12 protein-coding genes are annotated in these 14,632 nt (G+C 63.4%); 9 read left to right on the top strand and 3 right to left on the bottom strand.

The window, feature by feature from the left end:
• Window positions 1-47: 47 nt before the first annotated feature.
• From AC07SU_RS03840 to AC07SU_RS03805, 8 genes are all read left to right on the top strand, one after another.
• Complete coding sequence (locus AC07SU_RS03840) at window positions 48-2,318, top strand: heavy metal translocating P-type ATPase (protein ID WP_494996254.1); 2,271 nt, start codon at window positions 48-50, stop codon at window positions 2,316-2,318.
• A gap of 16 nt (window positions 2,319-2,334) precedes the next feature.
• Window positions 2,335-3,198, top strand: a complete 864-nt coding sequence (locus AC07SU_RS03835) for a LysR family transcriptional regulator (RefSeq protein ID WP_494996253.1) — start codon at window positions 2,335-2,337, stop codon at window positions 3,196-3,198.
• A gap of 192 nt (window positions 3,199-3,390) precedes the next feature.
• The gene (locus AC07SU_RS03830) at window positions 3,391-4,455 is read left to right on the top strand and encodes a putative 2-aminoethylphosphonate ABC transporter ATP-binding protein (RefSeq protein WP_494996252.1); all 1,065 of its coding nucleotides are present in this window, start codon (window positions 3,391-3,393) and stop codon (window positions 4,453-4,455) included.
• A 1-nt stretch (window position 4,456) separates the two neighbouring features.
• Window positions 4,457-6,163 (top strand): putative 2-aminoethylphosphonate ABC transporter permease subunit, encoded by a 1,707-nt coding sequence (locus tag AC07SU_RS03825; RefSeq protein ID WP_494996251.1) that lies wholly within the window; start codon window positions 4,457-4,459, stop codon window positions 6,161-6,163.
• Between the two features lie 19 nt (window positions 6,164-6,182).
• Window positions 6,183-7,205 carry a putative 2-aminoethylphosphonate ABC transporter substrate-binding protein gene (locus tag AC07SU_RS03820; protein WP_494996250.1) on the top strand — a complete coding sequence of 341 codons (1,023 nt, stop codon included), beginning with the start codon at window positions 6,183-6,185 and terminating at the stop codon, window positions 7,203-7,205.
• Between the two features lie 126 nt (window positions 7,206-7,331).
• Entirely contained in the window at window positions 7,332-8,465 is a 1,134-nt protein-coding gene (locus AC07SU_RS03815) for a TIGR03364 family FAD-dependent oxidoreductase (protein ID WP_494996249.1), read from the top strand.
• Complete coding sequence (locus AC07SU_RS03810; protein ID WP_176996798.1) at window positions 8,465-9,019, top strand: phosphonate degradation HD-domain oxygenase; 555 nt, start codon at window positions 8,465-8,467, stop codon at window positions 9,017-9,019. Before AC07SU_RS03815 ends, AC07SU_RS03810 begins: the two co-directional genes overlap by 1 nt.
• A 91-nt stretch (window positions 9,020-9,110) precedes the next feature.
• The gene (locus tag AC07SU_RS03805; RefSeq protein ID WP_494996248.1) at window positions 9,111-9,644 is read left to right on the top strand and encodes a hypothetical protein; all 534 of its coding nucleotides are present in this window, start codon (window positions 9,111-9,113) and stop codon (window positions 9,642-9,644) included.
• Between the two features lie 5 nt (window positions 9,645-9,649).
• On the opposite strand, the gene AC07SU_RS03800 is transcribed toward AC07SU_RS03805, so the two are convergent.
• Together AC07SU_RS03800 and AC07SU_RS03795 are read right to left on the bottom strand one after the other, a co-directional pair.
• Window positions 9,650-11,017 (bottom strand): DUF3482 domain-containing protein, encoded by a 1,368-nt coding sequence (locus tag AC07SU_RS03800; RefSeq protein WP_494996247.1) that lies wholly within the window; start codon window positions 11,015-11,017, stop codon window positions 9,650-9,652.
• Window positions 11,010-12,389: a DUF2868 domain-containing protein gene (locus AC07SU_RS03795; protein WP_494996246.1), complete on the bottom strand. Its 1,380-nt coding sequence runs from the start codon at window positions 12,387-12,389 to the stop codon at window positions 11,010-11,012. The genes AC07SU_RS03800 and AC07SU_RS03795 overlap by 8 nt, the downstream gene beginning before the upstream one ends.
• 69 nt (window positions 12,390-12,458) lie before the next feature.
• Here AC07SU_RS03795 and AC07SU_RS03790 point away from each other — a divergent pair, with 69 nt between their 5' ends.
• Complete coding sequence (locus AC07SU_RS03790; RefSeq protein WP_176996794.1) at window positions 12,459-12,971, top strand: dihydrofolate reductase; 513 nt, start codon at window positions 12,459-12,461, stop codon at window positions 12,969-12,971.
• Window positions 12,972-13,067: 96 nt separating this feature from the next.
• Here the strand turns inward: AC07SU_RS03790 and AC07SU_RS03785 are convergent, their stop codons facing one another.
• Window positions 13,068-14,459, bottom strand: coding sequence for an L-cystine transporter (locus tag AC07SU_RS03785; protein ID WP_176996793.1), 1,392 nt, complete (start codon window positions 14,457-14,459; stop codon window positions 13,068-13,070).
• Window positions 14,460-14,632: the final 173 nt, after the last annotated feature.

Below are 14,632 nucleotides of genomic sequence, written 5' to 3'. Positions count from 1 at the left end.
CTACAGGGTCTTTACTTGGCAACAGGCACCTTTACGGACGCGACAGAATGAGCGATTCCCTCCACACCCCACACAAGCACGACCACGGTCATGACCATGATCACGATCACGATCATGCCCCGAAGAAACTCACGCCTGTGCATAACCACGGCCACGGTGGTTCCTGCTGTTCCGGTACGCCAGCCCCTGCGGTGGTGCAACTGAGCGAAGCCCCTACTGCCGGCTCGCGCCTGAACACCTTCCGCATCGAAGCCATGGATTGCCCCACCGAGCAAACGCTGATCCAGAACAAACTGGGCAAGCTCGCCGGTGTGCAGCAGCTGGAATTCAACCTGATCAATCGCATCCTCGGTGTCACCCATGACTTGCCGAATACTGCGCCGATCATCGACGCGATCAAATCCCTCGGCATGCAAGCCGACCCCATCGAAGAAGGCACTCCCGCCGCCGAGCCGCCTGCCAAGAAACACTGGTGGCCGTTGGCGGTGTCTGGCGTCGGCGCGTTGGGCGCCGAAGTGCTTCACTTCACCAGTGCCGCACCGACATGGGTGATTGCTGTGGTGGCGCTGGTGTCGATCCTCAGCGGCGGCCTTACCACCTACAAAAAGGGCTGGATCGCCCTGAAAAACCTCAACCTGAACATCAATGCCTTGATGAGCATTGCCGTCACCGGCGCCGTGCTGATTGGCCAGTGGCCGGAAGCCGCCATGGTGATGTTCCTGTTTACCGTGGCCGAGCTGATCGAAGCCAAGTCCCTGGACCGTGCACGCAACGCCATCAGCGGCTTGATGCAGATGACGCCGGAACAGGCCACGGTTCGCCAGGCGGACGGTTCGTGGGCTGAACAGGAGGTCAAAAGTATTGAGATTGGCTCGATCGTGAGGGTAAAGCCCGGCGAACGCATCGGCCTGGACGGTGAAGTCACTGCCGGCCAGTCCACCATCGACCAGGCGCCGATCACCGGCGAAAGCCTGCCGATTGAAAAGACCGTGGGCGATAAAGTCTTCGCCGGCACCATCAACCAGGCCGGCTCCCTGGAATACAAGGTGACGGCTGCGGCCAACAATTCCACCCTGGCGCGCATCATCCACGCCGTGGAGCAGGCCCAAGGCGCCCGGGCGCCGACCCAGCGCTTTGTCGACAGCTTCTCCAAGGTCTACACCCCGGCCGTGTTCCTGTTTGCCCTGGGCGTGGCAGTGATCCCGCCGCTGTTCATGGCTGGCGCCTGGTTTGACTGGATCTACCGCGCCCTTGTGCTGCTGGTGGTCGCGTGCCCTTGTGCGCTGGTGATTTCCACCCCGGTAACCATCGTCAGCGGCCTGGCGGCAGCGGCGCGCAAAGGCATCCTGATCAAGGGCGGCGTGTACCTGGAGGGCGGTTACAAGCTCGACTACCTGGCCCTCGACAAGACCGGCACCATCACCCACGGCAAGCCGGTGCAAACCGACTACTTGCCACTGTTCCCCAACGTCGAGGACAGCGCGCCGGCCCTGGCCGCCAGTTTGGCCGGGCGGTCCGACCACCCGGTGTCCCTGGCCATCGCCAACGCGGCTGTGGATAAAAACCTGCCGACGCACGTTGTGGATAACTTCGAAGCCCTGGCCGGGCGTGGTGTGCGCGGCGATATCAATGGCCAGACCTATCACCTGGGCAACCACCGCCTGGTGGAAGACCTCGGCCTGTGTTCGCCGGCGCTGGAAGAAAAACTCTTCGCCCTGGAGAAACAAGGCAAGTCCGTGGTGTTGCTGCTCGACAAGTCCGGCCCGCTGGCGCTGTTTGCCGTGGCTGACACCGTGAAAGATAGTAGCCGAGAAGCCATCCAGCAGCTGCATGCGTTGGGCATCAAGACCCTGATGCTCACCGGCGACAATACCCACACTGCCCAGGCAATTGGCGCCCAGGTCGGCATCGATCAGGCCCAGGGCGACCTGTTGCCCACCGACAAACTGCACGCTATCGAAACCCTCTACGGCCAAGGCCACCGCGTGGGCATGGTCGGCGACGGCATCAACGACGCCCCGGCCCTGGCGCGCGCCGAGATTGGCTTCGCCATGGCCGCAGCAGGCACCGATACCGCCATCGAGACCGCCGACGTGGCGTTGATGGACGATGATTTGCGCAAGATTCCGGCTTTCATTCGGCTCTCGCGGCAAACGTCGAGTATCCTCAAGCAAAACATCGCCCTGGCGCTGGTGATCAAGGCGATCTTCTTGGCCGTCACCTTCCTGGGCATGGCGACCATGTGGATGGCGGTGTTCGCCGACATGGGCGTCAGCCTGCTGGTGGTGTTCAATGGCCTGCGCCTGTTGCGCAAATAAACGATGAGAGGGTGGTGTGCTGAGTGCCGAGCTGAAGGCTTTTTTCATGGTCGCCCGCCTGGGCAGCATCACCCAGGCGGCGAAAAAACTCGGCTTGAGCCAACCCACGGTCACCACCCAGATCCGCAACCTGGAAAGCCATTACGGCGTTGAGCTGTTCTATCGCGGCGGGCGTCGCCTCACCGTCAGTGACGACGGCGCGCGCTTGCTGCCGATGGTCAAGACGCTGTTGCAGCAGGAAGCGGATATCGAGTTTTTCCTGCGCAACACCGGCCAGGTCCAGGGCGCATTGCGGATTGCCGCGACGGCGCCGTATTACATCCTCGACCTGGTCAAAGCCTTCCGCGAACGCCTGCCCCACGTGGAGGTGTCGGTGGAAATTGGCAACTCCCAACAGGTCCTCGAAGCGCTGGATGATTACCGCGTCGACGTCGCCGCCTCGTCACAGTTACTCGAAGACCCGCGTCTGATCCGCCGCGTGCTCGGCACCGACCCGCTGGTGCTGGCGGTGCATCGCAACCACCCACTGGCCAAGCTCGACCATGTGCCGCTCAATGCGTTGGCCGGTCACACCTTGTTGATGCGCGAAGCCGGCTCCACCACGCGGCGGTTGACCGAGGAAATGTTGCAGGGCGCCGGTGTGAGTTATGGGCCGCTGCTGGAGATCGGCAGCCGCGAGTCGATCCGCGAGGCGGTGTTGCGCAATATCGGCATCAGCATCATTGCGCGCCAGGAAGTGCCCCATGACCCGCAGTTGCGGGTGCTGACCATCGAGAATGCGCCGCAGATTCCGGAGTATCTGTACTGCCTCAAGGAGCGCAAAGGCGCACGGTTGCCGGCGGCGTTTCTGGGGTTGGCGCAGGAAATGTCGCCAATCTGAATACGTCATCGCCGGCAAGCCGGCTCCTACAGGTGTACGTATTCCAACGGTAGGAGCCGGCTTGCCGGCGATGACGTCCGCCCAGACAACCCAAATCTACCAATACCACTATCGCCCCATTTTGCCTTCCTGCCACATCAGGGACGCATTGCCCTCCTAGCATGGCCTTCATCCGTTTGATGAGGTGCCACCATGAACACAGCCCTGACCCACCCCGGCGCGCCGATGACGGTGCGCGGTATCCAGAAGCGTTTCGGCGCCTTCACCGCCCTGGACAACGTTTCCCTGGACGTCGCTGCGGGCGAGCTGGTGTGCCTGCTGGGCCCGTCCGGCTGTGGCAAGACCACCTTGCTGCGCTGCATCGCCGGCCTGGAGCGCCAGGACAGCGGTGAGCTGCGCCTGGGCAACCGTGACGTATCCCTGCTGCCACCCCAGGCGCGGGACTACGGCATTTTGTTCCAGTCCTACGCGCTGTTTCCCAACCTCACCGTCGAAGCCAACATCGGTTACGGCCTCACCGGCAGCGGTCGCGATGAAGTGCGCCAGCGCGTCGGGCAGATGCTCGAACTGGTCGGCCTGGTCGGCAGTGAAAAGAAATACCCCGGCCAACTCTCTGGCGGCCAGCAGCAACGCGTAGCCCTGGCCCGCGCGTTGGCGCCGGCCCCTTCGTTGTTGTTGCTGGATGAACCGATGTCGGCCCTCGACGCCCGCGTCCGCGAGCATTTGTGTACCGAACTGCGCCAACTGCAGCGCCGCCTGGGCATCACCACGTTGATGGTCACCCACAACCAGGACGAGGCCATGCTGATGGCCGACCGCATCGCCGTGATGAACAACGGCAAGGTCGAGCAATACGCCACGCCCCAGGAGATTTACGACCGCCCGGCCACGCCGTTCGTGGCGGAGTTTGTTGGCCAGGGCAACTGGCTGCCGTTCAGCCGCAACAGTGCCAGCCATGCCCAGGTGGGTGGGATGAACATGCGCTTGGCCGACGACGCCGGCGTGGCCAAGTCCGGTCGCCTGTTCTGCCGCCCGGAAGCGATCAGCGTCAACCCGCCGGTGCATGAAGAGAACCTGTTCCCGGCCAAGGTCCGCGAGATCACCTTCCTCGGCAATCGTTGCCGCATGAGCTTTGAGCTCGAGCAGTTGCCCGGCCACCCATTGCTGGCCGAGCTGGCGCCGGAAGCCATGCCGCGCCTGGGTGCCCAGGATATCTGGGTGGCCTTGCCGCCGCGCAGCCTGCAGGTGTTTGCCTGAGATGGCCACTGTCATGACGCAGCCACGGCAGGTGTCCCGTGCCGAAACCGGTGACCGTATTTTCGTCGTCGGCGGCAAACTGCTGTGGCTGGTGTTGCTGGGCGTCGCAGTCTTGCTGCCCTTGCTGGCGATCTTCTGGCGCGGCTTCAGCAGCGAAGCCGGGCAGGGCGGTGGCCTGGTCGCGGCGCGGGAACTGGTGACCAGCGACAACTTCCACTGGCTGCTGGGCAATAGCCTGAAGGTCTCCCTCAGCGTGGCGGCCATTGTCGTACCGTTGGCCTACCTGTTTGCCTACGCCCTGCAACGCACGCTGATTCCCGGCAAGGCGATCTGGCGTGGCATGTCGCTGCTGCCACTGATGGCGCCGTCGATGTTGCCGGGCATTGCGCTGGTCTACCTGTTCGGTAACCAGGGCATGTTGCGCGGCTTGCTATCGGACAATATCTACGGTTTCTGGGGCATTGTGCTGGGTGAGGTGATCTACACCTTCCCCCACGCACTGATGATTCTGCTGTCGGCGCTGTCCCTGGCGGACGCGCGCCTGTTCGACGCCGCCTCCAGCATGGGCGCCAGCCCGGCGCGGGCGTTTCGCAGCATCACTTGGCCGGCCACGCGCCAGGCGGTGTTCGCTGCGTTCTGCCTGGTGTTCACCCTGACCATCACCGATTTTGGCGTGCCCGTTGTCGTCGGCGGGGATTATCAGGTGCTGGCGCTGGAAGCCTACAAGGCGGTGGTCGGTCAGCAACAGTTCGGGCGTGGTGCACTGATCGGCATGGTGTTGCTGTTGCCGGCGCTGTTCAGCTTTAGTGTGGACGCCTGGCTGCGCCGCCGTCATGGCGACTCGATGAGCGGCCGTGCCCAGGTGTTCCAGCCGGCGCCCTCGCGGCTGCGCGACGGTTGCTACCTGGCCATCGTGCTGCTGATCTGCGCCGTGTTGCTGCTGGTGTTCGGCATGGCGGTGTATTCCTCGCTGGTGAAGTTCTGGCCGTACAACCTGTCGTTGTCGCTCAACCACTACCAGTTTGAAGACACCGCGGGCGGCGGCTGGCTGGCCTATCGCAACAGCCTGACCCTGGCGCTGTGCACGGCGTTGATCGGCAGCGTGCTGATCTTCACCGGCGCTTACCTGATGGAAAAGACCAAGGGCCAGAAAGGCCTCAACCTGGCGCTGCGCATGCTCAGCTTCGTGCCGATGGCCGTGCCGGGCCTGGTGCTGGGCCTGGGCTACGTGTTCTTTTTCAACCTCAACGGCAACCCGCTGCATGTGTTCTACGGGACCATGACCCTGCTGGTGGTGTGCACCATTGCGCACTATTTGACCACTGCGCAGATGACCGCCACCACGGCCCTGCGCCAACTGGACGCCGAGTTCGAAGCCGCCGCGCTGTCCCTCAAGGCGCCGCTGTACCGCCATTACCTGCGTGTGACCGTGCCGATCTGCCTGCCGGCGTTGCTGGACATCGTGCGCTACCTGTTTGTATCGGCCATGACCACTGTGTCGGCCGCGATCTTCCTCTACAGCCCCGACACCATCCTCGCCGCCGTCGCCGTGTTGAACATGGACGATGCCGGCAACGTGGGCGGTGCGGCGGCCATGTCGACCCTGATCCTGTTCACGTCGGCCGGCGTCTCGCTGCTGCTGGCGTGGGCTTCACGTGGCGCACTGCGTCGCTCCCAAGCCTGGCGCCAGACCGCGCCCGGCCAATAATCCCGATAGGAGGTGTTCCATGTTCAAGCCCCTGGCGCTGGTCGCTGCCGTACTCACTGCATTCAGCCTGAATGCCTTCGCCAAGACCGAGCTCACCGTGTACACGGCCCTCGAAGCCGAGCAGTTGAAGACCTACAAGCAGGCGTTCGAAAAGGCCAACCCTGACGTCGAGATCAAGTGGGTACGCGACTCCACCGGCATCATCACTGCCAAGCTGCTGGCCGAGAAAGACCGCCCGCAAGCCGACGTGGTGTGGGGCCTGGCTGCGTCGAGCCTGGCGATCCTCGACCAGCAGGGCATGCTGGACAACTACGCGCCAAAGGACCTGGACAAGATCGGCAAGAACTACCGCGCCCCGGCCAACCCACCGGCCTGGGTGGGCATGGACGTCTGGGCGGCAACCATCTGCTTCAACACCGTCGAAGCCGAGAAACAAGGCCTGACCAAGCCGGTGAGCTGGCAAGACCTGACCAAGCCTGAGTACAAGGGCAAGATCGTGATGCCGAACCCGGCGTCTTCCGGCACCGGTTTCCTGGACGTCAGCGCCTGGTTGCAGACCTTCGGCGAGAAGCAGGGCTGGCAGTACATGGACGACCTGCACCAGAACATCGGCCAATACGTTCACTCCGGTTCCAAGCCGTGCAAGCTGGCGGCTTCGGGTGAGTTCCCGATTGGTATTTCCTTCGAATACCCGGCCGTGCAGCTCAAACGCCAGGGCGCGCCGCTGGACATCATCCTGCCGAAGGAAGGCCTGGGTTGGGACATCGAAGCCACGGCGGTGATGAAGGGCACCGCCCATGCGGACGCCGCTAAAAAGCTCGCTGACTTCTCTGCCAGCAGCGCGGCCATGGACCTGTACAAAGACAACTTCGCCGTGCTCGCGCAGCCAGGCATTGCCAAGCCGCAGACCGAATTGCCGGCTGATTACGAGCAGCGCCTGATCAAGAACGACTTTGCCTGGGCGTCGAAGAACCGCGACAGCATCCTGACTGAGTGGCGCAAGCGCTATGACGGCAAGTCGGAGAAGGTGGCCGGTCAGTAAGATTTTTCGTTAGGGCTGATGGCCTCTTCGCAGGCAAGCCAGCTCCTACATTTTGATTTGTGAACACATTCAAATGTGGGAGCTGGCTTGCCTGCGAAGGCGGCTTCGAATTCAGGACATCTCTCCATGACACACCACACTGATCTGTTGATCGTGGGCGCCGGCATCCTCGGCCTGTCCCACGCCTACGCCGCCGCCAAGCGCGGCCTCAAGGTCAAGGTCTTCGAACGCAGTGCCACGCCGCTCGGCGCCTCGGTGCGCAACTTCGGACAGGCCCTGGTCACCGGCCAACCACCTGGCCCGATGCTCGATCTGTCGCGGGAAAGCCGCGACATCTGGGGCCATTGGGCTCAAGTCGCCGGCCTGCAACTCAAGCGCAACGGCGCGTACCTGTTCGCCCGCTCCGAAGCCGAAGAACACCTGCTGGAAGCCTTCTGCGCCGGCCGCGCGCGGGAACACGGCTACAACGTCGAGCTGCTGCAAGGCGCGGCCATGAAGGACCTGTACGGCGGCCAGTTCCGCCATCACCGCGCCGCACTGCACGGCAAGGACGACCAGCAGCTGTATTCGCGCGAAGCGATCCCGGCGCTGATCAACTACCTGGCGCAGGAACTGAACGTGGAGTTCTACTTCTCCACCCTGGTGCGTGACGTCGAGCCGGGCCAGTTGCACAGCACCGCAGGCAGCTTTCGCGGTGAGCAGATCATCGTGTGTTCCGGCCATGACTACCAAACCTTGCTGGCCGAGGCGATGGCCGAACTCAACCCGAGTATCTGCCGCTTGCAAATGCTGCGTGCCCGGCCAAGCGTGAATCTGAACCTGCAACACGCGTTGCTCACGGGCTTGAGTTGCGTGCACTACGGCGCCTTTGCCGACCTGCCGGAAGCGGCACCGGTGCAGGCGCAGATCCTGCGTGACGAACCGCATTTGCACGAGCACGGGATTCACCTGCTGATCAGCCCGACGCCCCATGGCGAACTGATCATCGGTGACTCCCACGATTACGGCAGCGATGCCTCGCCGTTCAACGCCGAGCAGGTGGATGACTGGATGATCGAGCTGGCCGAGCAAACCCTGGGGTGCAAGATCCAGGTGGTCGAGCGGTGGCAGGGCGTGTATGGCTCGCGTGGGCCGGCGCCGTTTTCGTTCCTGCGTGCGGCGCCGGGCGTGAGTGCGGCGTTGATGCACACCGGGGTGGGCATGAGCGTGGGGCCGGCGATGGCCGAGCGAAATATCACAACCTTGTGGGGCGCGGCGTGATGAACCCGGAACAGGCAATTGCCGACGTCTTCGGCTTGTACGAAACGCATGGCACGGCGGATTACATCGGCGAGCCGGTGTCGCAAATCGAGCACATGTCCCAGGCCGCGCAGCTGGCGATGGCCGAGGGCTTTGACGATGAAGTGGTGCTGGCGGCGTTTTTCCACGACATCGGGCACCTCTGCGGTCAGGGTGGCGAGAACATGGGCGGTTATGGTGTGGTCAGCCACGAGCGCTTGGGGGCCGATTACCTGCGCCGTGCAGGGTTCAGCGAGCGCATGGCCAAGCTGGTGGAATACCACGTACAGGCCAAGCGTTACCTGACCTTCAGCCAACCGGACTACTACGCTCGCCTCAGCGAAGCCAGCCGCCGCACGCTGGCGTATCAGGGTGGGGTGATGAGCGCCGAGGAAGCCCAGGCGTTCGAGCAAGACCCGCTGTGTGCGGTGAGTTTGCGCATGCGCTATTGGGATGAGCAGGCCAAGGAAATGCACGTGCCGGTGCTGGATTTGCAGTTGCTCAAGGCCAAGGCCATACGGCTACTCGCTGCGTAGAGTGGCCTTACGCAAAACGCAGACGCGCCGCCTAGAGCCATGATCGGCACGTTACTAAGGTGCTTGCTTCTTTAGTTAAAGGAGCAATGCGATGCGTTATTTGAAAGCCACTGCCCAGGACTTGTGCGGGAATGGTCGCGCCGATGCGGTGATTCTGCACTTTTATCAGCAGCACCCTGGTGCCCCAGACGCGTTGATCTACGAAACCGTCGGTCTGGATATGACGGTGGATGGCAAGGTCGATCTGCAGCTGGCGGGAGAGCCGCTGCCTGACTGTCTGGTTGTGGACAAACCTCAGTTGGTGAGTTTCGCCGACAGCTTCTTGAAGCTCAATTGGTTCAATTCGGCTAGACAGTGGCAGCGTACATTGATCATGTACGTCGACCATTTCGGCAAAACCGGTCGGCCGAACGCAGTCAAGCTGGACTTTCACGAACCTGCTGCCTCTGGGGCTGGCGCTGCGCTGATCTACAAGGTGGCGGCCTATGACGGCGACAGCGACGGCGTACTGGAGTCGTTCACCAACAGTGATGTTGACCGCAATGGCGCGGCTGACAAGGCGGACAAGGAACTGATCCGCTCGCTATGCACGACCTTCCTGGCCTTGAACTGGTATGAGATGTAAGCGGTTTATGCCTCGTCGAGCCGGGTAGCCAGTGCTTCGATCTGTTCCTGACGCTCGGCCTGGCTGAGTTTGGCGTGGGGGTTGAGGGACGACCATTGCGGGTGGGCGCGGGCCTTGTGCAGGGCGTCTGGCAACTTGCCTTCGCGCCAGGTTTTGTCCTGGGGCGTGTCCACCTTGATGCTGTGCATCGCCGCATGCCCGCGCAGGTTCAAGGCCTTGAGCAATTGGCGTTGGCGCAGGGCGAGCAGGCGCAGCACGCTGTCGTCCACGGTCAGTTCGCGCTGGCCCTTGATCTTGCCCAGCAAACGGCTGCCATAGCTGCGTGCGGTTTGCAGCGCGCCACCGGCAATTGCCCCGGCCAGGGCGGCGGCGCCCAGGGTCAAACCGCCGACCAACAGATCCACACCCGCACCGGCTGCCGCACCTGCGGCGATCCCGCCACCGACGCGCACGCCGAGTTGCTTGAGGGTTTCGGGGTTGAACAGGTCATCGCCCCAGCGGCCGTCGAGCAGTGGCAAGTCGCTGGCGGCGGCGTCCTGCGGGCGGAAGCCGAAGAGTTTGAGCAGGGCCTCCACGCATTTTTGCTCGCGCTGACGCACCGCTTTGCGCAGGTCGCCGATGGCTTGCTGTTCATCTTCAGTGACTACGCTGCGTCGGCACGCGGTGCAGTCGATCAGCAACTCGGCGATCAAGCGTGCCGCGCTTTGTTGGCGGGCCTGGCGCTGGGCCTCCTGATCCAGGATCAGGCGTTCCAATTGCGGCCGGGCGTTTTCCAACAGCAGGGCGAGGCTTTCATACAGGCGCCGTTCGCCGTCTTCTGGCGGCGCCACGCTGTCGAAGCGCACCAGTGCGTGCAGGCCGAGGCGGGCCAGGGCTTCGCGCCAGTCCGGCTCGCGGTGGTCGCTGCTGCTGACGAAGTTGAGCACCGGCAGCAACGGCTTGCCACAACTGGCCAGCACTTGCAGCTCATCGCGGTACTTGGCGAGCACCGGTTCGCGGGCGTCAATCACATACAGCCCGGCGTCCGACGCCAGCAGTTGGCGCAGCACCTTGGCTTCCTGTTCGAAACGCTGGCGCGCTTCGCTGCCTTCCAGGAAGCGCGCCAGGCGGGCCGGGCCATCCAAGCGTTCGCCGGGGCGGTCCAGGCGCTCCAGGTAATCGAGCAGGGCGATGGCGTCTTCAAGGCCGGGGGTGTCGTAGAGTTCCAGCAGCGCCTCGCCCTCCACCGACAGGCGCGCGCCTTCGACATGCCGCGTGGTGCTGGGGCGATGGGACACTTCGCCGAAGCCCACGTCGCGGGTCAGCGTGCGCAGCAGTGAGGTCTTACCGACGTTGGTGTGGCCAACCACGGCGAGTTTCAGCGGTTTAGTCATGACCGGTCTCCAGCCAGTTCAGCGGCGCGCAGTCGGCGAACGGCAACTCAAGTTGCTGCAACGCGGCGTGCCAGTCGCCCAGGCGTTCGGCGTCCAGTGCCTGGCCGGGCGGCGCTTGCAGCAGCCAGACGCGGGTGGCGGTGGCGCTACGGGCGAGTTCGGCGATCAGCGCCAGGCTGCCACGGTCGGGTGAGCGGCGTGGGTCACAGGCAATGGCCAGGCGGGCAGGCGGAAAGCGGGTGAGTTGTTCCAGCAGTGTGTGGCGTGATTCGCGGCTGTCGAGGATGCCGGCGTTCTTTACGTTGCTTGGCAGCTTGGGTGGCCAGGGATGTTGGTCGTCCAGTTCGATGGCCACCAGCAAGGCACCATCGCTTTCCACTTCACTGACACCGCCGCTGACGTGGTGCAGTTGCTCGGGCGCGGCATCGTTGACGCCAAGGCGTTCGCTGCTGGGCATCAAGCGTTCGCGCAGTTGGCTGTAGCCGGGCAGGTTGAGGTCCAGGCGCAGGGCGGCGCGCCCGCGTTTCCAGCGCCACAGGCACAACAGGGCGAGGATCAACCTTGGCAGCAGGCCGTACACCAGCAGTACGCCCACCAGCCACGCGGCCCAGGCCTGGCGGGCGCTTTCGATATTCAGGGCGGCATCACCGCTGGCGCGGATCATCTCGACAGTGGGCACGTTGAAGCCCAGCAGGGCAGGCAGGGTGCCCAGGGCTTGGGTGACGGCGACAAAGGTGTCGGCGCCCAGGATGGTGGTTTCCCACACGAAGCCGTAGCGACGGGTGGCGAGCAGCGTAAGAAGAATCACCAGGGCACTGAGCAGCGCCAGCAGCCACACGCTGTTGACCAGCACGCCCACGGCCCAGCGATTGAGCTTCTGCCGTTGCAGCAACAGCAACAGCGCCGGTGCCAATTGCGCCGCCTTGGCATCCCGGGCGAGTTTTTCGCTGAGCCACAACCACAAGCGCCCCAGGCTGGCGCTGTGTTCGCCGGCAAACAGCAAGCCCAGGGCCCAGCTGATCAGCAGGATCAGGTTCAAGCCGAGCAGGCTGCCCAGGGCCCAGAACACGTTCACCGGGGTCAGGCCGTTGCCCAAGGCGGCAAAGGCCAAGCCGGCGCCGCTGATGACGGCGACGATAGCCAGCAACACCAGCGCCAGGCGCGCCCCTTGCAGCCAGCGGGTGAGGGCGGCGGTCAGGCCGTCGCGCTCGGCCAGGTGCAGCGCGCGGTGCTGGATACGCGTCGGCAGGTCGCCACCGGCCGTGCGGGCCAGGCGGTTGGCTTCCAGGTCTTCCAGTGGGCCTGCGTGTTCTTCGCGCAGGCGCACGGTTTCTGTCAGCCAGAGTGTGTGCAGCGGGTTCAGTGCAGTCACGCGTCATCCTGTTGAGCCAGTGAGGACTGAGCATAACCGCTGGCTCGTACCTCTGGTATTCTCGTCGCCATGAAAAAAACTCTCCCTTTAAGCCTGATCGCAGCCCTCGGTGAAAACCGTGTGATCGGCGTCGACAACAGCATGCCCTGGCATTTGCCGGGGGATTTCAAATATTTCAAGGCCACCACGCTCGGCAAGCCGATCATCATGGGGCGCAAGACCTGGGACTCCCTGGGCCGACCGTTGCCGGGGCGCTTGAACCTTGTGGTCAGCCGTCAGACCGATCTGGCGCTGGAAGGTGCGGAAGTTTTTCCGTCGCTGGACGCCGCCGTGGAACGTGCCGAGGCGTGGGCACTGGAGCAGGGCGCGGATGAGCTGATGCTGATCGGCGGTGCGCAGTTGTATGCGCAAGGGCTGGAGCAGGCGGATCGCCTGTATCTGACGCGGGTGGCGTTGAGCCCGGAAGGGGATGCGTGGTTTCCGGAGTTTGATCGGGGCCAGTGGACGTTGGTGTCGAATCGGGAGAATGCGCCGGAAGGCGACAAGCCAGCGTACAACTTCGAAGTCTGGGAAAAAGCCTAAAAGCATCGCAGGCAAGCCAGCTCCCACAGTTTGATCCGGTTTCTTCAGGAAAACTCGGTCAAATGTGGGAGCGGGCTTGCCCGCGATAGCGGTCTATCAGCCTTGCGCTAACTCGGCATGCTCATCGGCATTCAACAGCGCTTTGTCTGTCTGCCCCATCACCTGGCTGGTAATCGCGCCGGCCGTCATCGAACCGTTCACGTTCAACGCCGTGCGGCCCATGTCGATCAGCGGCTCCACGGAAATCAGCAGCGCCACCAGTGACACCGGCAAGCCCATGGCCGGCAGCACGATCAGCGCAGCAAAAGTCGCACCGCCGCCCACGCCGGCAACGCCTGCCGAACTCAAGGTCACAATCGCCACCAGGGTCGCGATCCACAGCGGATCCAGCGGGTTTATGCCCACGGTTGGCGCGACCATCACCGCCAACATCGCAGGGTAGAGACCGGCGCAACCGTTCTGGCCGATGGTCGCGCCGAACGAGGCAGCAAACCCGGCGATAGACTGCGGGATACCCAGGCGGCGGGTTTGCGCTTCGATGCTCAGCGGGATCGCCGCCGCGCTGGAGCGGCTGGTAAAGGCAAAGGTCAGCACCGGCCACACCTTGCGGAAGAAGCGCAGCGGGTTGATCCCGGCCAGGGACAGCAGCAGGCCGTGCACCACGAACATCAGGCCCAGGGCCAGGTACGACACCACCACGAAACTGCCGAGCTTGATGATGTCTTGCAGGTTGGAGCCGGCGACTACCTTGGTCATCAGCGCCAGTACGCCGTAGGGCGTGAGCTTCATCACCAGGCGCACCAGGCGCATCACCCAGGCTTGCAGGGTGTCGATGGCGTTGAGCACTTTCTGGCCTTTTTCCACGTCATCCTTGAGCAGTTGCAGCGCGGCAACTCCCAGGAACGCGGCAAAGATCACCACGCTGATGATCGACGTGGGCTTGGCCCGGGCCAGGTCGGCGAACGGGTTGGCGGGCACGAAGGACAGCAGCAGTTGCGGAATATTCAGGTCGGCGACCTTGCCCGCGTAATCACTCTGGATCACTTGCAGGCGCGCCATTTCCTGGGTGCCGGCCACCAGGCCTTCGGCGGTGAGGCCGAACAGGTTGGTCAGGCCGATGCCGATCAGCGCCGCAATCGCGGTGGTGAACAGCAGCGTGCCAATGGTCAGGAAGCTGATCTTGCCCAGGGACGAGGCGTTGTGCAGGCGCGCCACGGCGCTGAGGATCGAGGCGAACACCAGTGGAATCACGATCATTTGCAGCAGTTGCACGTAGCCGTTGCCGACCAGGTCGAACCAGCCGATGGAGGCCTTGAGCACCGGGTTGCCGTCACCGTAGATCGTGTGCAGGACCGTGCCGAACACCACGCCGAGGGCGAGGGCAAACAACACCTTCTTGGCGAGGCTCCAGTTTGTGCGACGGGTTTGTGCCAGGCCCAGCAACAGGGCCACGAACACCAGTAAGTTGAGAATCAGGGGCAGATTCATTGAAGCTCCGTTGAGAAGGCAGCCAATCGCGTGAGCCTGCGATTGCGAACCGGAAAGCCTAACAGCTTGAAATATATTGATTTAATACCGATATGGAATGGTGACTGTCGTTTTTGGAATAAGCGTTTGACGCTCAGGCACATGCCGTTGGCGCAATCACGATGCAAGCGGTC

Source organism: Pseudomonas sp. GW821-FHT05H12 (assembly GCF_059419385.1).
The sequence above is the reverse complement of the archived record's forward strand: the minus strand, read 5'-3'. Positions and strand labels throughout refer to the sequence as shown.

What these genes read in the sequence shown, in the direction of transcription:
- AC07SU_RS03785 (WP_176996793.1), bottom strand. Translation starts at nt 14,459, where the DNA reads ATGAATCTGCCCCTGATTCTCAACTTACTGGTGTTCGTGGCCCTGTTG.
- AC07SU_RS03810 (WP_176996798.1), top strand. Translation starts at nt 8,465, where the DNA reads ATGAACCCGGAACAGGCAATTGCCGACGTCTTCGGCTTGTACGAAACG.
- AC07SU_RS03800 (WP_494996247.1), bottom strand. Translation starts at nt 11,017, where the DNA reads ATGACTAAACCGCTGAAACTCGCCGTGGTTGGCCACACCAACGTCGGT.
- AC07SU_RS03830 (WP_494996252.1), top strand. Translation starts at nt 3,391, where the DNA reads ATGAACACAGCCCTGACCCACCCCGGCGCGCCGATGACGGTGCGCGGT.
- AC07SU_RS03790 (WP_176996794.1), top strand. Translation starts at nt 12,459, where the DNA reads ATGAAAAAAACTCTCCCTTTAAGCCTGATCGCAGCCCTCGGTGAAAAC.
- AC07SU_RS03815 (WP_494996249.1), top strand. Translation starts at nt 7,332, where the DNA reads ATGACACACCACACTGATCTGTTGATCGTGGGCGCCGGCATCCTCGGC.
- AC07SU_RS03805 (WP_494996248.1), top strand. Translation starts at nt 9,111, where the DNA reads ATGCGTTATTTGAAAGCCACTGCCCAGGACTTGTGCGGGAATGGTCGC.
- AC07SU_RS03840 (WP_494996254.1), top strand. Translation starts at nt 48, where the DNA reads ATGAGCGATTCCCTCCACACCCCACACAAGCACGACCACGGTCATGAC.
- AC07SU_RS03820 (WP_494996250.1), top strand. Translation starts at nt 6,183, where the DNA reads ATGTTCAAGCCCCTGGCGCTGGTCGCTGCCGTACTCACTGCATTCAGC.
- AC07SU_RS03825 (WP_494996251.1), top strand. Translation starts at nt 4,457, where the DNA reads ATGGCCACTGTCATGACGCAGCCACGGCAGGTGTCCCGTGCCGAAACC.